This is a genomic window from Streptomyces sp. NPDC046881, from assembly GCF_040645015.1.
Taxonomy (GTDB): domain Bacteria; phylum Actinomycetota; class Actinomycetes; order Streptomycetales; family Streptomycetaceae; genus Streptomyces.
On the sequence record NZ_JBEYXJ010000104.1, the window covers coordinates 13,023 to 29,606 of the forward strand.

The window sequence follows — 16,584 nt, forward strand, 5'->3', positions numbered from 1 at the left end:
GCACAGCGCCGGTGCTAGGCCAGTTCCTCCCCCAGCACCCGGGCCGCCCGCTCCACGTCCCGGAAGCCCACGTACAGCGGCGTGAAGCCGAAGCGGAGGACGTCCGGATGGCGGAAGTCGCCCACCACGCCCCGGGCGATCAGGCGTTTCATCACCTCGCCCGCGTCCGGGCAGCGCAGGGCGATCTGGCTGCCCCGCTCGGCGTGCCGCTCGGGCGTCACGCACTCCACCCGGCCGGGCTCGGTGTACTCGGCCACGCACCGCAGGAAGAAGTCCGTCAGCGCCAGGGACTTGGCGCGGACGGCGGCGACCGGGACCCCGTCCCAGACGTCGAGGGCGGCTTCGAGCGCCAGCAGGGACAGGATGTCGGGCGTGCCGACCCGGCCGCGCGGCGCGCCCGCCGCCGGGGTGTAGGACGGGCTCATGCCGAAGGGCTCGGCGTGCGAGTTCCAGCCGGGCAGCGGGGAGTCGAAGCGGTCCTGCAGGCCCTTGCGCACGTACAGGTACGCCGGTGAACCGGGCCCGCCGTTCAGGTACTTGTAGGTGCAGCCGACCGCGAGGTCGACGCCGTGCTCGTCCAGGCCGACCGGCAGCGCGCCCGCGCTGTGGCACAGGTCCCAGACCGCGAGGGCGCCGGCGGCGTGCACCGCGGCGGTGAGCGCCGGGAGGTCGTGCAGCCGGCCGGTGCGGTAGTCGACGTGGTTGAGCAGCACCGCGGCCGTGCGGTCGCCCAGCGCCGCCGGCACCTCGGCCGGGGTCACCGGGCGCAGCGTACGGCCGGTCAGCCGGGCCGCCGACTCGGCGATGTAGCCGTCCGTGGGGAAGGTCGACGCGTCGACCAGGAGTTCGTCCCGGCCGGCGTCCGCCATGCGGATCGCGGCGACCACCGCCTTGAAGACGTTGACGCTGGTCGAGTCGCCGACGACGATCTGGCCGGGCGCCGCGCCGACCAGCGGGGCGATCCGGTCGCCGATCCGCTCGGGCGCCGTCCACCAGCCGCTCTCCTCCCAGGAGCGGATGCGCAGTTCGCCCCACTGGCGGCGGACGACGTCCGCGACCCGGTCGGGGACGTGCGCGGGCAGGGCGCCCAGGGAGTTGCCGTCGAGGTACACGACGTCGTCGAGGACGAAACGGTCCCGCAGGGAGGCCAGTTCGTCGGCCTCGTCCAGTTTCCGCGCGAGCAGGGGCAGCTCAGACATGGGACCTCGCCGTCCACAGCTCGGGGAAGACGTTGTTCCGGGCGCGCTTCTCCAGCCAGGCCACGCCGGCGGAGCCACCGGTGCCGGCCTTGGCGCCCATCGCGCGCCGGGTGGCGACCAGGTGGTCGTTGCGCCAGCGCCAGACCAGTTCGGCGACATCGGTCAGCGCCTCGCCGAGCCGGGCCTGCTCGTCGTTCGGGTCGCCCGCGTAGACGGCGGTCCAGGCGGCCTCGACGGCCTCGGAGGGCTCGTAGCGCGTGGAGACGTCCCGGTGCAGCACGGAGGCGGGGACGGCGTGGCCGCGGCGCGCGAGGAGCCGTACCGCCTCGTCGTACAGGCTCGGCTCGTGCAGGGCCTTCTCCAGTTCCGCGTGGACGCGGGGGGTGCCGCGGTGCGGCACGAGCATGGAGGCGGACTTCTCGCCGAGCAGGAACTCCAGGCGCCGGTACATCGCCGACTGGAAGCCGGAGCCCTCGCCGAGCGCGCCGCGGTAGGAGTTGAACTGGGCCGGGGTCAGCTGGCCGAGCGGCTTCCAGGAGGCGTTCAGGGCCTCCAGTTCCCGCACGGAGCGCTTCAGCGCGGCGATCGCGGTGGGCACGTCGTCCGAGCGGAGCGCCCGGGCGGCGGTCTCCCACTCGTGCACGATGACGGTGAACCACAGCTCCATGACCTGGGTGGTCACCAGGAAGACCATCTCTCCGGGGTCGTCGGAGAGGGTGTGCTGGAGGTGGGTGAGGACGTCTGCCCTGACGTAGTCCTCGTACGGCGTCGTCCCCGCGAAATCCAGGTTCGGGGTCTCGGGCTCAGCGGCCTCGTGAGGGGGGTGAGCCTGTTGGGACATCGCTGTCTCCTGTTGTTACTCCGGGTAGCGGTCCGCCCCTGCCGATGCCGGCACGGGGGCCCCGGTCCCCACCCCGCATCCTCCGCAATGCCCCCGGGTACGGCAAGGCCCGCCTGCTGCCAGACGGGCCACACCGGTGACCGCTCCGCGGGTCAGCCCAGGGTCTGGGCCGCCGTCGGCGAGGAGTCCTTCAGGAACTGCGTGCAGCGCTCGTACTCGTCCTGCTCGCCGATCGCCTGCGCGGCGCGGGCGAGGGCGTGCAGGGCGCGCAGGAAGCCGCGGTTCGGCTCGTGCTCCCAGGGGACGGGGCCGTGGCCCTTCCAGCCGCTGCGGCGCAGGGCGTCCAGGCCGCGGTGGTAACCCGTACGGGCGTAGGCGTACGACTCCACGACCGAGCCCCGCTCGAACGCCTCGTCGGCCAGCTGGGCCCAGGCGAGGGAGGAGGTCGGGTACTGGGCGGCGACGTCCGCGGGAGCGGTGCCGGCCGCCAGGGCCTGGCGGGGCTCCGGGTCGTCGGGGAGGTGGGTGGGGGGCGGACCGCCAAGAAGGTTCTCGTGAATCGTCATGGGTTCAGTCTGTCGTACGCGCCGCCGCACGGCTTGACCGACGGCACTGCAACCCCCCAGGGGCGCGGGGAACTGCGCGACCGGCCACGACGGGCCCGCGGCCGAGTACGGCTGACAGAAACGCGGGGAACTACACGACCAACGGCACCGCAACCCCCCAGGGGCGCGGGGAACTGCGCGACCGGCCACGACGCACCCCGCAGCCCGGTACGGCGCCCGGCCCCCACGACGAAACCGACACGCACCCCGGCGGAGCCGACCCGCGCCGCCGGCGGAGCTACCCGCGACCCCCCGCCTCCAACGGCGGAGCCGCCACGCTGCCGTGCGTACGGCACTCCGGGCGGCGACAACCGGGCGCCGGCCGCCGGACCAGGGCGAACGCCACGGCCGCCCCCAGCACCAGCACCCCCGCGCACATCGGCATCGCCCGGTCGAACGCCGCGTCGAAGGCGGCCGGCGAGCGGTACGCCTCCGGCCCCATCCCGGCGAGCAGCGGGAGCGCCGCCACCGCCACCAGCCCCGCCGCCCGCGCCGCCGCGTTGTTGATGCCGCTGGCCAGCCCCGCCCGGGCGGGGTCGACGGAGGCGAGCACCGTGGCGGTCAGCGGGGCCACCAGGGTGACCATGCCGGCGCCCATCACCAGCAGGGCCGGGAGCACATCGGTGAGGTAGTCCGCGTCCCGGCCCACCCGCAGCATCAGCAGCATCGCCGCCGCGCACAGCAGGGGACCCACGGTCAGCGGCAGGCGGGGACCCGTGCGGTCGGCGAGGGCGCCGGAGCGGGAGGAGAACAGCAGCATCAGGGCCGTGGTGGGCAGCAGGGCCGTACCGGCGGCCAGCGGCGAGTAGCCGGCCACCACCTGGAGCTGGAGGGCGGTGAGGAAGAAGAAGCCGCCGAAGGCCGCGTACACGCACAGGGTGACGAGGTTGACCGCCGTGAACTGGCGGGAGGCGAAGACGTCCGGCGGCAGCATCGGGTCCGGGCGGTGCCGCTCGACCCCGACGAACGCCACGGCGGCCGCCAGGCCCGCCACCGCGGTCACCGCCACCGCCACCGAGCCGCCCCGCGCCTCGATGAGCGCGTACGTCAGCAGGGCGAGGGCGAGGGCGCCCAGGGCCGCCCCGAGGACGTCGAAGCGGCCGTGGGCGCGATGGTCGGCGGATTCCGGTACGTGCCGGAGGGCGACCGGCACGCACAGCAGCGCCAGCGGCACGTTGAGCAGGAACACCCAGCGCCAGCCGGGGCCGGCCACCAGCCAGCCTCCGAGGAAGGGGCCGACGGCGGCGCCGATGCCGCCGAAGCCGGACCACAGGCCGACCGCGCGGCTGCGGTCGTCGGGGTGGAAGGACGCCTGGATCAGCGCGAGGGAGCCGGGGGTGAGGAGAGCGCCGCCGATGCCCTGCAACGCCCGCGCGGCGATCAGTACGGCGGGGCTCGGCGCGAGACCGCACAGCAGGGAGGCGGCGGCGAACCACACCACGCCCAGCACGAAGATCTTCCGCCGTCCGTAGCGGTCGCCGAGCGAGCCGCCCAGCAGGATCAGCCCGGCCAGCGTGACCATGTACGCGTTGACCGTCCACTGCAGGGCGGCGAGGTCGGCGTCGAGGTCGCGGCCGATGCGCGGCAGGGCGACGTTGACGACGGTGGAGTCCAGCATCGCCATGCTGGAGCCCAGGACCGTGGTGAGCAGGATCCACCTGCCCTGGGGCGAGGCCAGCCGGACGTCGGGCATGCCCCCAGGTATACAGCGGGCCCGGCGGCCTGGACAGCCGCCGGACCCGCCGCACCCACCGCTTACTTGATCTTGTTACCCGCCGAGCGCAGGTTCTGCGTGGCCTCGACGACACGCGCGGCCATGCTCGCCTCGGCCAGCTTGCCCCAGGTGCGCGGGTCGTAGGCCTTCTTGTTGCCGACCTCGCCGTCGACCTTCAGGACGCCGTCGTAGTTCGCGAACATGTGACCGGCGACCGGACGGGTGAACGCGTACTGGGTGTCGGTGTCCAGGTTCATCTTCACCACGCCGTTCTCCAGCGCGGTCTGGATCTCCTGCTCGGTGGAGCCGGAGCCGCCGTGGAAGACGAAGTCGAACGGGGAGGCCTTGCCGAACTTGGCGGCGACGCCGTCGTTCAGCTCCTTCAGCAGCTCCGGGCGCAGGACGACGTTGCCCGGCTTGTACACGCCGTGCACGTTGCCGAAGGAGGCGGCCAGCAGGTAGCGGCCCTTCTCGCCCAGGCCCAGGGCCTCGGCGGTGCGGATCGCGTCGTCGACGGTGGTGTACAGCTCGTCGTTGATCTCGTGCGAGACGCCGTCCTCCTCGCCGCCGGTGGGGGTGATCTCCACCTCGAGGATGATCTTGGCGGCGCGGGCCTGCTCCAGCAGCTCCTGGGCGATCGCCAGGTTGTCGGCGAGGGTCTCCGCCGAGCCGTCCCACATGTGGGACTGGAACAGCGGGGTGAGACCGGCGTCGACGCGCTTCTTGGAGAGCGCCAGCAGCGGACGCACGTACCCGTCCAGCTTGTCCTTCGGGCAGTGGTCGGTGTGCAGCGCGATGTTGACCGGGTACTTCTCGGCGACGATGTGCGCGAACTCGGCGAGCGCCACCGCGCCGGTGACCATGTCCTTGCTGTACTGACCGCCGAGGAACTCGGCACCGCCGGTCGAGATCTGGACGATGCCGTCGCTCTCCGCCTCCGCGAAGCCGCGCAGCGCCGCGTGCAGGGTCTGCGAGGAGGTCACGTTGATGGCCGGGTAGGCGAACTTGCCTGCCTTCGCCCGGTCGAGCATCTCGTTGTAGACCTCGGGGGTTGCGATGGGCATCTGTCCGCTCCTTGTGTTGCGGGTTGGGGTTCTGCGTTACGGCCCTGACCTAGACCTGGGGTTGCGACGTCATCGTCGGCCCCATCTTTCCAGACGAGGGGCGCGGCTCGGCGCCCCCGGTCAAGTCCAGATCACACCGCGTCGTCAGTCCAGACCCAGTTCATCCTTCGAGAAGGCGAACACGTACGGCACGCCCGCCTGCTCGGCGATCGCCTCGGCCGCGCCGGTGGCCCGGTCCACGATCGTGGCGACGGCGACGACCTCCGCGCCGGCCTCGCGCAGCGCCTCCACAGCGGTCAGCACGGAGCCGCCGGTGGTGGAGGTGTCCTCGACGGCCAGCACCCGGCGGCCCTTGACCTCGGCGCCCTCGATACGGCGCTGCAGACCGTGCGCCTTGCCCTGCTTGCGGACCACGAAGGCGTCCAGCGTCCTGCCGCGCGCCGCGGAGGCGTGCAGCATCGCGGTGGCCACCGGGTCGGCGCCCAGGGTGAGTCCGCCGACGGCCTCGTAGTCCAGGTCGGCCGTCAGGTCCAGCATGACCTGACCGACCAGCGGCGCTGCCTCGCCGTCCAGCGTGATGCGGCGGAGGTCGATGTAGTAGTCCGCCTCCTTGCCCGACGACAGGGTCACCTTGCCGTGCACCACGGCCTTGTCCTTGATCTGCTGCAGCAGCGCGCCGCGTACATCCGTCATGCCGACCAGCTTAGAGGCGCCGCCAGCTCCAGGTCGTCGTGGCCTCCAGCGGGTCCAGCGGGGTGACCAGGCGCGGAAGGGTGTTCAGCCCGTTCGGCGGACCCGTCTGCGGCTCGACGCAGACGGCCTCGGCCTGCTCGTCGTAGACCACCACCCACTCCTCGCGGCTGGTCACCCTCAGCTCCAGCTGCTCCGGCCAGGTGAGGGTGACGTCGACGCCGCCGGGCATGCCGAAGCAGTCGTCCCAGGGGCCCGGCCGCGGGTCGATGCGGTTGCCGGTGGGCAGGTGGTCGGCGCCGCGCTCCTCCTGCCAGGCGGGCTTGAAGTCCAGCAGCACGTCCCGGCCGCCGAGGTTGCGGTGGAACCAGGGGTGCCAGCCGAGCTGGGCCGGGAAGGAGTCGTCGTACGTCTCCACGGACATCGTCAGCGTCAGGCTGTCCTCGGCGAGCGCGACGACCTGGGTGACGCGGCCGGGGTGCGGCCAGGGGTCGGTCAGCTCGTACGTGATCACCGCCTCGTCCTGCGTGACGCGCGCGGTGCGCCAGGCGCCGTCGCGTGCGGTGCCGTGGATGGCGTGCGGCGGGGCGTTCAGCGGCATCTGGCGGACGGTTCCGCCGTCCAGGAAGCGGCCCTCCCGGGTCCGGCCGCACCAGGGCACCATCGGGAAGCAGCCGTAGCGCTCGCCCTGCCGCAGCAGCTCCACTCCGCCGATCCGGAGCCCGCCGATGCGGCCGCCGTGGCCGGGCCGCACGGTCACTTCCGCGTCGCCCGCGGTCAGCGTGATGTCTTCGTTACTCACGGGACCGACCCTACTGGGGCGATCAAGGGGGCGGGCAGGAAGCGGTCAGCGGCGTTTGCGCAGGGCGCGGGTGACCACGATCGCCGAGGCCAGGGCCAGCGCCGCGGCGGGTGCCGCCCAGCGCACGGCGGGGTTGCCGGTGACGGTCTGGGGGGCCGGCACGGGGGCGTAGCGGCCGCGCGGCGGGGCGTGGTCGACCTCCTCGGCGCTGCGGCCGATCATCGTGCGGCGCGCGTGCGCGGCCTCGGCGGGCGGTTCGCCCGTGTCGGCGAAGTCGCCGGAGAGCCGGTCGGGGTGCAGGGCGCGGGCGGGGCTGCCGGTGGCTCCGGTCTCCACGGCCCGCTCCGGCTGCTCGTCGCCGTCCGCCAGGGTCTCGTCGCCGTCCGCCGCCAGGTTCTCCAGGAAGCGGGTCAGCAGCCTGGTCGCCGCCGCGGTCACCGTCTCCGCCGGCAGTTCCGTGATCCGGCCGGACGCGTCCGCGGTGCCCTCCGCCGTGACCGTGCAGCCGCCTTCGGTGTCGGTGAGGGTCAGGGTGAGGGCGAGCTTGACCGCGCCGGTGCCGCGGGACTCGGTGGCGTCGCCGTCGACGGCGTACGTGCCGTCCTCCTGGAGGGTGACGCGGGCGGTGCCCCGGTAGGTGACGGAGTGTCCGCCGACACGGAGTTTCAGCCGGCCGGCGAGCGGTTCGGCACCGGCCTCCTGTTGCAGGCCGGGGACGGCCCGGGCCACGCGGGCCTGGTCGGCCAGTGCGGTGCGCAGCCGCTCTGCGGGGACCGGGACGAAGACCTGGTGCTCCATGGTCCGGGAGCCTACCCAGTTGCGACCGGAACTCACCCGCCCCCGCCGAGGGCTCCGCCCCGACCTCCGGCTCACCCACCCACCCCGGCCGGCCGGCAACCGAGCGCCCCGCATCCGCCCTGCTCGCCCGGCGACGCCACCCGGACGACGCTCGGCCCCGCCGCCCTCTCCCCGGCCGTCCCCCGCCCCGGACGGCCGGCAGCGAGCACCCCAGCATCCGCCCCGCCCCCGCCCTGCTCACCCGGCGAAGCCACCCCGACGACACTCGGCCCCGACCGGCCGGACGGCCCCTCCGCACCCCTCTCAGTACCTCGGATGCACCAGCGTCGACGCCCGCACCCCCCGCACCCGCGTCCGTTCCGCCGCCCGGGCGTCCGCTGCCAGGGCGGTCCGGGTCAGGGTGGTCGAGTGGCCGGCGGGCGCGCGCAGGGGCGGTGGGGCGGGGCCGGGGGCCGCGAGGAGGAAGCCCCAGTCGTGGGGGGCCCGGGACGTGCCGGTCGAGCGGTCGGGGCCGGGGGCGAAGCCGGTGTCGTGGCCGAGGACCCGGTAGGGGGAGACGGCGAACCCCGCGGTGCGCAGGGTCGCGGCGACGGTCCAGAAGGCGCGCGGGCGGGTGGTGACGGGGCCCGCGTGCACCACCAGGCGGCCGCCCGGGGCCAGCACGCGGCGGGCGAGGCCGTAGAACTCCTGGGAGTACAGCTTGGTGCTGGCGGTGATGCCGGGATCGGGAAGGTCGGCGATGACGACGTCGTACGCCGGCCCGCGCGCCCGCCGCAGCCGGCCGAGCGCGTCGGTGGTGGTGACGCGCACCCGCCGGTCGGCGAAGGCGTGCCCGTTGGCGGCCGACAGGCCGGGGTCGCGGCGGGCCAGGTCCACCAGGACGGGATCGAGTTCGACGACGTCGACGCGGCGCACCCCGCGCCGGCGCAGCACCTCACGGGCGGCCAGGCCGTCGCCGCCGCCGAGGATCAGCACGCGCGCGTGCGGGCCGGTCAGGGCGGGTCCCACCAGCGCCTCGTGGTAGCGGCGGGCGTCCCGGCCGCCGACGCGCAGGCGGCCGTCGAGGAAGAGGTCGAGGGGCCGTCCGTGGGTGCCGCCGGCCAGCACGACCTCCTGGACGTCGGTCTGCACGGCCACCCGGACGTCGGTGCCGTACACGGCGTGCCGGGCGGCCCGTTCGAAGTCGCCGGCGAGGGCGGCGGCGGAGGCGAGGACGCCGAGGACGACGAGGCCGGTGAGCGTCAGGGTCCAGCGGGCGCGGCGGGTGAGGTCGCGGCGGAAGAGGCCGAGGACCAGGGCACCGCCCGCGACCACGTTGACCGTGCCGGTCAGCAGCGCTCCGGTCAACTGGCCCAGGAACGGCAGGAGAAGGAAGGGGAAGGCGAGGCCGCCGACGAGGGCACCGACGTAGTCCGCGGCGAACAGGTCGGCCACCGCGCCGCCCGCGTCCTGCCGCCGGATGCGCTGGATCAGCTCCATGAGCAGCGGGACCTCGGCGCCGATGAGCAGGCCGATGGCGAGGGAGAAGGCGACCAGGAGGCAGCGCGGCCCGTCGGCCCACATCCCGCCCCAGCCGGCGGTCCAGGCGAAGACGGCGTACAGGGCCATGGCGCTGCAGCCGCCGACCAGCGCGAGGGCCGACTCGACGGCGCCGAAACCGGCCGCCGCGCGCCAGCGCAGCCGTTTGGCGGCGAGGGAGCCGATGCCCATCGCGAACACCATCACGGACAGCACCACGGAAGCCTGGGTGACCGAGTCACCGATCAGGTAGGAGGCGAAGGCGACGAGTTCGAGCTCGTACACGAGCCCGCAGGCCGCGCAGACGAAGACGCACACGAGGACCAGGAACCGCCCGGTGCCCGGCCGGACGGGCAGCCGGGCGGGGCCTGTCCGGGACGGCGGGGCGCCCGGGGGCGCGGGGGCGTGCGGTTCGATCACGCTGCGACGTTACGTCACACACTCGGCACGCTTCGTCACCCACACGTGTGGATCTGCGGGCAGTTGACGCAGTGCTGGTTTATGCCGCCGTCACCTCGGCCGTGCCGCTCCCGCCCGGGCCCCGACCCGGGTCCGGGTGGCCACCAACTGCCCGTCCTGCGGGTAGGCGTGCCAGGTGCGCCAGTGCACCTGGCCCTCGTGCCGCTGGGCCAGCATCGCGGTGAAGGCGTGCGGGCTGCCGGGGAAGACACCGGCGAGGCCGTGCGGATGGTCGGAGACGAGGGCCAGCAACTCCTGGGCGCGGCCCTCGAACGAGCCGGGGGTGAGCACCTCCACGCGGGCGGCGAACTCGTACTCCCAGTCGCCGATCCGCTTGGCGACGCCCAGCGGCAGCGGGGTGCTGGAGCCGGGGATGCACGCGACGGTCTCCGAACAGATGCCTCGCTCCTCCTCCAGGAGCACCTGATGGGACGCGCCGAGCAGCCGCAACTGCAGTTTCACGCCCGTGAGTTCGAGATCGAGCGCGGCCAGGGCGGGCAGCGGCTCGCGTCCCAGGGCCCAGGCGAGGTCGGCGGCGCGCGTATCGGTGTAGGAGGTGTTCAGGGTCGTGAGCATGGATCGGCTCCGCTGGCACGCAAATGAAGGGGAGGTCGGCCATGTCAGCCCAGCCGGTCCGGCCGGGGCGGGGACTCTGGGGGACGTCCGAGGGGCTGCGTTGGCGTTGTAGAGGGAATCATGAACAGTGGCGCCGTCACAGCGTTTTTACCCAACTTCGTGGGGTTTCCATCCCTCAGAGGGCTACACAGCTCAACTGTTCAACTATGGCGTGCGCCGGGCGCGGGGACGGACGGGCCGAGCGCCCGCCGGACGGTCCCTCCGGCGGGCGCTCGGTGGTGCGCGGCCCGGCTGCGGTTCCCCCGGTTCCGGGAGCTCGGCTGCCCCGTGTCAGCTGCCTCCCCCGCATCCGCCCCCGCCGCACGAGGAGCCCCCGCCGCACGACGAACCCCCGCCGCAGGAGTGACCGCCCCCGCAGGAGTGACCCCCGTGCCCCCCGCCGTGGCCTCCGTGGCCTCCGTGTCCGCCGGACGAGCCGGAGTCACCGCCGCCGACCCACCAGCTGCTCGACCCGCTGTCCGTGGAGGACGACGAGGACGAGGAGCCGTACGACCGGCTGCGCCCGCGGCCGCTCTTGTGCAGCGAGAGCCGGGCGTTCCGGCTCCGGCGGGCCCGGCCCGCCGCGAGGAACACGATCACGACCACCGCCAGGATGATGCCTGCGAACATGGCGCCACCCTCCTTCCCTTCCCCCGAAGCGGCCCCCCGTGGGCGCCTCGCGTGTGCCGCGCCTCGCGCGGTGCCGGGGGGATGCCCGGCCGCTTCCCACCCCAAAGCAGAGTTGAGCAAGTTCTGAGGGTCCACCCGGGAAAACACCCTCTGACCTGCAGCGCAAGGTGATTCGGGGGCCACCGGGACGGATGCGCAGCATTGCCTGAAGGTGAGTTGAGGAAACCCGGGCTTGAGCGCAGGATGGCCGGCATGACCTCCAGCGCACGTCCTCACCTCAACCGCCGGCTCGCCGAGTTCGGGACGACGATCTTCGCCGAGATGTCGGCGCTCGCCGTGGCGACCGGGGCGATCAACCTGGGCCAGGGCTTCCCCGACACCGACGGCCCCGAGGAGATCCGGGAGGCCGCCGTCCGGGCGCTCCGCGACGGCCGCGGCAACCAGTACCCGCCCGGCCCCGGCATCCCCGAACTGCGCACCGCGATCGCCGCGCACCAGCAGCGCCACTACGGCCTGTCGTACGACCCGGACACCGAGGTGCTGGTCACCGCGGGCGCGACCGAGGCGATCGCGGCCTCGCTGCTGGCGCTGGTCGAGCCGGGCGACGAGGTGGTGGCGCTGGAGCCGTACTACGACTCGTACGCGGCGAGCATCGCCATGGCGGGCGGCACCCGGGTGCCGGTGACGCTGCGGCCGCACGACGGCAGCTTCCGGCTGGACCTCGACGAGCTGCGGGCCGCCGTCACCGACCGGACCCGGCTGCTGCTGGTCAACACCCCGCACAACCCGACCGGTACGGTGCTCACCCGCGCGGAGCTGGCCGCGATCGCCGAGCTGGCGGTGGAGCGGGACCTGCTGGTGGTGACCGACGAGGTCTACGAACACCTGGTCTTCGACGGCGCCGGGCACCTGCCGCTGGCCACGTTCCCCGGGATGCGCGAGCGGACGGTGAGCATCGGCTCGGCCGGCAAGACGTTCTCGTTCACCGGCTGGAAGGTCGGCTGGGTGACGGCCGCGCCGGCGCTGGTGAGCGCGGTCCGCTCGGTGAAGCAGTTCCTGACGTACGTCGCCTCGGGCCCGTTCCAGTACGCGGTGGCCGAGGCGCTCGCCCTGCCCGACTCCTACTTCGAGGAGTTCCGCCGGGGCATGCTGGTCCGCCGGGACATCCTGGCGGAGGGGCTCACGGCGGCGGGCTTCGAGGTGTTCCGGCCGGCCGGCACCTACTTCGTCACCACCGACATCCGGCCCCTCGGCGAGAAGGACGGCTTCGCCTTCTGCCGCGCCCTGCCGGAGCGGGCGGGCGTGGTGGCCATCCCGAACGCGGTGTTCTACGACGACCGGGAGGCGGGGGCGCCGTTCGTGCGCTTCGCCTTCTGCAAGCGGGAGGAGGTCCTCCGGGAGGCGGCGGAGCGGCTGCGCCGCATGTGAGCGCGGACGGGTACGGCCCGGGGGCGGGAGCCCCCGGACCGGTCGGGGGTGCCGTTACTCCCCGTCGTCCTCGGGCTGCTCGGACTCGTCGACCTCCTGCTCCAGGCCGAGCTGCTCCACCAGCCACTTGTCGAACTCGATCGCGGCCCGCACCCAGCTGACCGTGGAGGAGACGAAGTGGTTGATGTCGACGCCCGTGCCGATCAGCATCTGGGCCTCGCCGATCAGCCGGACGGTGCCGTCGTCGTGGGTGTGGGTGTACACCTTCGGCCACAGGGTGCGGCGGTTCCAGTCGTCGATCGACTCGAGCAGCTGCGGCTTCTCGTCGATCTTGTGCGGCCGGTCGTAGAAGGTCCGCACCGAGAAGATCGCCTGTTCGGCCTCTCCGCGGAACATGAAGTAGGTGCGGAACTGCTCCCACGGCGCGGCGAGGTCACCCTCCTCGTCGACGACGTACTTCAGCTCCATCTGGTCGAGAAGCTGCTTCACCAGGTCCTGATCCGGGAGGACGGGGCCCGCCGGTCCTTGGGGCTGCGGTTCGGGCTGGCCCCCGAAATTCGGAATCGAGGACGGGTCGATGCTCACCGTGTTTTTCCCTTCATGCGGATGCCGCCATCCTCCCCCAGGAGGGGCGGGGGATGGCAACCCCGTGCCGCCTGTCAGCCGAGGGCGGAACGGGAACCGGCGGGGCCGGGGTGAGTGATGATGTGGTCATGCGCATACCCGGAGCGGTACGAGCGGCCCTGTGGGTCCTGTGGTGGGGCTGTCTGGCGTTCTCGGTGTGGTTCTTCTGGTCCGTGTACGACGCCATGACCAGCGTCTGAGCGGCCCGCACGGCGCGCCGGCCCCCCGGCCCCCCGGCCCGGCGGGCTGCCGGGACGAGGGGCCGTGGTGTGCCCGCGCGGGGCCTACAGGGTCTTGCCGGTCGCGGGGCCGACCAGCAGGCCGTCGCCGAAGCGGTCGACGCGGACCGTGTCGCCGTCCTTGACCTCGCCGGACAGGATCTCCTTGGCGAGCCGGTCGCCGATGGCGGTCTGCACCAGGCGGCGCAGCGGCCGGGCGCCGTAGGCCGGGTCCAGGCCCTCCTCCGCCAGCCAGGCCAGCGCCTCGGGGGTGACCTCCAGCGTGAGCCGCCGCTCGGCCAGCCGCCTGGTGAGCCGGCCGATCTGGAGCCCCGCGATCCGCTCCAGCTCGGGCTTGGTCAGCGCCGAGAAGACCACCAGGTCGTCCAGCCGGTTGAGGAACTCCGGCTTGAAGGAGGACCGGACGACCTCCAGGACCTGTTCCTTCTTCTGCTCCTCGCTGCTGAGCGGGTCCATCAGGAACTGGCTGCCCAGGTTGGAGGTGAGCACCAGGATGGTGTTGCGGAAGTCGACCGTGCGGCCCTGGCCGTCCGTCAGCCGGCCGTCGTCCAGCACCTGGAGCAGGATGTCGAAGACCTCCGGGTGGGCCTTCTCCACCTCGTCCAGCAGGATCACGCTGTACGGGCGCCGGCGCACGGCCTCGGTCAGCTGGCCGCCCTCCTCGTAGCCGATGTAGCCGGGGGGCGCGCCGACCAGGCGGGCCACGCTGTGCTTCTCGCCGTACTCCGACATGTCGATGCGGACCATGGCCCGCTCGTCGTCGAAGAGGAAGTCGGCGAGCGCCTTGGCGAGTTCGGTCTTGCCGACACCGGTCGGGCCGAGGAAGAGGAAGGACCCGGTGGGCCGGTCGGGGTCGGCGATCCCGGCCCGCGACCGCCGCACGGCGTCACTGACGGCCCGCACGGCCTCGCTCTGCCCGATGAGCCGCTTGCCGATCTCCTCCTCCATGCGCAGCAGCTTCTGCGTCTCGCCCTCCATCAGCCGCCCGGCGGGGATGCCGGTCCAGGCGGCGACGACGTCGGCGATGTCGTCGGCGCCGACCTCCTCCTTGACCATCGTGTCCTTGGCGACCTCCTCCTCGGCCTCGGAGGCGGCCTCCAACTCCTTCTCCAGCTGCGGGATCTCGCCGTAGAGCAGCTTGGCGGCGGTGTCGAAGTCGCCGTCGCGCTGGGCGCGTTCGGCCTGCCCGCGCAGGTCGTCCAGCCGCTCCTTCAGCTCACCGACCCGGTTGAGGGACTGCTTCTCCTTCTCCCAGCGGGCGGTCAGGCCCCGCAGCTCCTCCTCCTTGTCGGCGAGGTCGCGGCGCAGCTTCTCCAGGCGGGCGAGGGAGGCCGGATCGGTCTCCTTGCCGATGGCCAGCTCCTCCATCTTCAGCCGGTCGACGGCACGCTGGAGTTCGTCGATCTCCACGGGCGAGGAGTCGATCTCCATCCGCAGCCGCGAGGCGGACTCGTCGACGAGGTCGATCGCCTTGTCGGGGAGGAAGCGCGAGGTGATGTACCGGTCGGACAGGGTGGCGGCGGCCACCAGCGCGCTGTCCGCGATCTGCACCTTGTGGTGGGCCTCGTACCGGCCCTTGAGCCCGCGCAGGATCGCGATGGTGTCCTCCACCGTCGGCTCGGCGACCAGCACCTGCTGGAAGCGCCGCTCCAGCGCGGGGTCCTTCTCGATCCGCTCCCGGTACTCGTCCAGCGTGGTGGCGCCCACCATCCGCAGTTCACCGCGGGCGAGCATGGGCTTGAGCATGTTGCCCGCGTCCATGGCGGAGTCGCCGCCGGCGCCGGCGCCCACGACGGTGTGCAGCTCGTCGATGAAGGTGATGATCTGCCCGTCGGAGTCCTTGATCTCGGCGAGCACGGCCTTCAGCCGCTCCTCGAACTCGCCGCGGTACTTCGCGCCGGCCACCATCGCCCCGAGGTCGAGCGCGACCAGCCGCTTGTCCTTCAGCGACTCGGGCACGTCCCCCTTGACGATCCGCTGCGCGAGACCCTCCACGACGGCGGTCTTGCCGACGCCGGGCTCACCGATGAGGACGGGGTTGTTCTTGGTACGGCGGCTCAGCACCTGCACCACCCGCCGGATCTCCTGGTCCCGCCCGATGACCGGGTCGAGCCGGCCCTCGCGGGCGGCGGCGGTGAAGTCGGTGCCGAACTTCTCCAGGGCCTTGTACTGGCCCTCGGGGTCGGCGGTGGTCACGCGGCGTCCTCCCCTGGCCTTCTTGAAGGCCTCCAGCAGCTTCTTCGCCTCGGCGCCCTGCCGGACGAGCAGCTCACCGGCGGCGCCGCCCTTCGCGGCGACACCGATCAGCAGGTGCTCGGTGGACAGGTACTCGTCGCCCAGTTCCTTCGCGCGCTCGCCGGCGTCGGCGATCACGGCCAGCAGCTCCCGGTTGGGCTGCGGCGGCGCGACGGTGGACCCGGTCACGCTGGGCAGGCCGGCCAGGATCCGCTCCGCGCCGGCGCGTACGGCGGCCTGGTCGGCGTCCACGGCCACGAGCAGGTCGGTGATGTTCTCGTTGTCCTGCCCCTGGAGCAGAGCCAGCAGCAGGTGAGCAGGGGTGAGGTCCGGGTGCCCCTCGGTCACGGCACGATTGCTCGCCGCGTTGATCGCGTCCCGGCTCCTGTTGGTCAGCTCGGCGTCCACGGTGTCCGTTCTCCTCCTCGACCTCGCACTGCTGACTTAGCTAGCGTACACAAAGTTGAGTCTATTCCACTCAAGGTACGAACGGGAGGGCCCACGGGTCTAGGTTGCGCGCATGACCAGGCACTCCGTAGACCCGGCTTCCCCCGGCGAGCCGTACCTCGCCTTCTGGCGCGAACGCCACCTGTGCACGCTGACCACGCTGCGCCCCGACGGCAGCCCGCACGTCGTACCGGTGGGCGTGACGTACGACCCCGCGGCGCGGCTGGCGCGGGTGATCACGAACGAGGCGAGCAGCAAGGTGTCCCATGTGCGCGCGGCCGGATCCGAGGGGGCGCGGGTGGCGGTGTGCCAGGTGGACGGCCGGCGCTGGGCGACGCTGGAGGGGCGGGCGCACGTGCGCACGGAGCCGGAACGGATCGCGGAGGCGGAGCGGCGCTACGCGCAGCGGTACGAGCGGACGCCGTCGCCGAACCCCGCCCGCGTGGTGATCGAGATCCAGGTCGAGCGGGCACTGGGGCGCGGCTGAGACCCGGCGGATTTTGGCCACCGTGGAGGGTGCCGATACCCGGAAATATCCCCGGAAACTGCAGCGGGGGGGGGGGGGGTGGAGGGGGGGCGGCGGGCGGGGGGGGGGGGGGGCCGGCCGGGATGGTTTTGAGATGGGGGATGGGGTGTAGCTGGCGGGGGGGGGGGTGGTGGTGGTTTTGGGGGTGGC

General features: G+C 73.2%; 14 protein-coding genes. 2 read left to right on the top strand and 12 right to left on the bottom strand.

Going from position 1 to position 16,584, the window contains the following annotated elements; all coding sequences use genetic code 11:
• Positions 1-14: 14 nt before the first annotated feature.
• The 10 genes from kynU to ABZ923_RS33315 form a co-directional block, all read right to left on the bottom strand.
• Complete coding sequence (gene kynU / locus ABZ923_RS33270; RefSeq protein ID WP_361479358.1) at positions 15-1,199, bottom strand: kynureninase; 1,185 nt, start codon at positions 1,197-1,199, stop codon at positions 15-17.
• The gene (locus ABZ923_RS33275; RefSeq protein WP_361479361.1) at positions 1,192-2,040 is read right to left on the bottom strand and encodes a tryptophan 2,3-dioxygenase family protein; all 849 of its coding nucleotides are present in this window, start codon (positions 2,038-2,040) and stop codon (positions 1,192-1,194) included. Before ABZ923_RS33275 ends, kynU begins: the two co-directional genes overlap by 8 nt.
• A 152-nt stretch (positions 2,041-2,192) precedes the next feature.
• On the bottom strand, positions 2,193-2,606 hold the full coding sequence (locus ABZ923_RS33280) for a DUF3151 domain-containing protein (RefSeq protein WP_361479363.1): 414 nt from the start codon (positions 2,604-2,606) through the stop codon (positions 2,193-2,195).
• A 277-nt stretch (positions 2,607-2,883) separates the two neighbouring features.
• Entirely contained in the window at positions 2,884-4,338 is a 1,455-nt protein-coding gene (locus ABZ923_RS33285; protein WP_361479366.1) for an MFS transporter, read from the bottom strand.
• Between the two features lie 62 nt (positions 4,339-4,400).
• Positions 4,401-5,423: a class II fructose-bisphosphate aldolase gene (gene fbaA, locus ABZ923_RS33290; RefSeq protein ID WP_361479369.1), complete on the bottom strand. Its 1,023-nt coding sequence runs from the start codon at positions 5,421-5,423 to the stop codon at positions 4,401-4,403.
• Between the two features lie 144 nt (positions 5,424-5,567).
• Positions 5,568-6,116, bottom strand: coding sequence for an orotate phosphoribosyltransferase (gene pyrE, locus ABZ923_RS33295; protein ID WP_361479372.1), 549 nt, complete (start codon positions 6,114-6,116; stop codon positions 5,568-5,570).
• A 10-nt stretch (positions 6,117-6,126) separates the two neighbouring features.
• Positions 6,127-6,915 carry an aldose 1-epimerase gene (locus tag ABZ923_RS33300; RefSeq protein WP_361479375.1) on the bottom strand — a complete coding sequence of 263 codons (789 nt, stop codon included), beginning with the start codon at positions 6,913-6,915 and terminating at the stop codon, positions 6,127-6,129.
• Positions 6,916-6,960: 45 nt separating this feature from the next.
• Positions 6,961-7,713, bottom strand: a complete 753-nt coding sequence (locus ABZ923_RS33305; protein WP_361479377.1) for an SRPBCC family protein — start codon at positions 7,711-7,713, stop codon at positions 6,961-6,963.
• A 303-nt stretch (positions 7,714-8,016) separates the two neighbouring features.
• Positions 8,017-9,651, bottom strand: a complete 1,635-nt coding sequence (locus ABZ923_RS33310; protein ID WP_361479379.1) for a polyamine aminopropyltransferase — start codon at positions 9,649-9,651, stop codon at positions 8,017-8,019.
• A 90-nt stretch (positions 9,652-9,741) separates the two neighbouring features.
• Positions 9,742-10,266 (bottom strand): DUF2617 family protein, encoded by a 525-nt coding sequence (locus tag ABZ923_RS33315; RefSeq protein ID WP_361479382.1) that lies wholly within the window; start codon positions 10,264-10,266, stop codon positions 9,742-9,744.
• 912 nt (positions 10,267-11,178) lie between these two features.
• On the opposite strand from ABZ923_RS33315, the gene ABZ923_RS33320 reads away from it, so the two are divergent.
• Positions 11,179-12,363, top strand: a complete 1,185-nt coding sequence (locus ABZ923_RS33320) for a pyridoxal phosphate-dependent aminotransferase (protein ID WP_361479384.1) — start codon at positions 11,179-11,181, stop codon at positions 12,361-12,363.
• Positions 12,364-12,417: 54 nt separating this feature from the next.
• On the opposite strand, the gene ABZ923_RS33325 is transcribed toward ABZ923_RS33320, so the two are convergent.
• Complete coding sequence (locus tag ABZ923_RS33325) at positions 12,418-12,948, bottom strand: YbjN domain-containing protein (protein WP_189981928.1); 531 nt, start codon at positions 12,946-12,948, stop codon at positions 12,418-12,420.
• A 323-nt stretch (positions 12,949-13,271) separates the two neighbouring features.
• Positions 13,272-15,869: an ATP-dependent chaperone ClpB gene (gene clpB / locus ABZ923_RS33330; RefSeq protein WP_361479387.1), complete on the bottom strand. Its 2,598-nt coding sequence runs from the start codon at positions 15,867-15,869 to the stop codon at positions 13,272-13,274.
• 112 nt (positions 15,870-15,981) lie between these two features.
• Here clpB and ABZ923_RS33335 point away from each other — a divergent pair, with 112 nt between their 5' ends.
• On the top strand, positions 15,982-16,395 hold the full coding sequence (locus tag ABZ923_RS33335; protein ID WP_361479390.1) for a TIGR03618 family F420-dependent PPOX class oxidoreductase: 414 nt from the start codon (positions 15,982-15,984) through the stop codon (positions 16,393-16,395).
• The last annotated feature ends 189 nt before the right edge of the window (positions 16,396-16,584 follow it).

Coding starts and splice junctions, on each gene's coding strand:
- pyrE (WP_361479372.1), bottom strand. CDS start 6,116: ATGACGGATGTACGCGGCGCGCTGCTGCAGCAGATCAAGGACAAGGCC.
- ABZ923_RS33315 (WP_361479382.1), bottom strand. CDS start 10,266: ATGCTCACGACCCTGAACACCTCCTACACCGATACGCGCGCCGCCGAC.
- ABZ923_RS33320 (WP_361479384.1), top strand. CDS start 11,179: ATGGCCGGCATGACCTCCAGCGCACGTCCTCACCTCAACCGCCGGCTC.
- ABZ923_RS33285 (WP_361479366.1), bottom strand. CDS start 4,338: ATGCCCGACGTCCGGCTGGCCTCGCCCCAGGGCAGGTGGATCCTGCTC.
- ABZ923_RS33280 (WP_361479363.1), bottom strand. CDS start 2,606: ATGACGATTCACGAGAACCTTCTTGGCGGTCCGCCCCCCACCCACCTC.
- ABZ923_RS33275 (WP_361479361.1), bottom strand. CDS start 2,040: ATGTCCCAACAGGCTCACCCCCCTCACGAGGCCGCTGAGCCCGAGACC.
- fbaA (WP_361479369.1), bottom strand. CDS start 5,423: ATGCCCATCGCAACCCCCGAGGTCTACAACGAGATGCTCGACCGGGCG.
- kynU (WP_361479358.1), bottom strand. CDS start 1,199: ATGTCTGAGCTGCCCCTGCTCGCGCGGAAACTGGACGAGGCCGACGAA.
- ABZ923_RS33305 (WP_361479377.1), bottom strand. CDS start 7,713: ATGGAGCACCAGGTCTTCGTCCCGGTCCCCGCAGAGCGGCTGCGCACC.
- ABZ923_RS33335 (WP_361479390.1), top strand. CDS start 15,982: ATGACCAGGCACTCCGTAGACCCGGCTTCCCCCGGCGAGCCGTACCTC.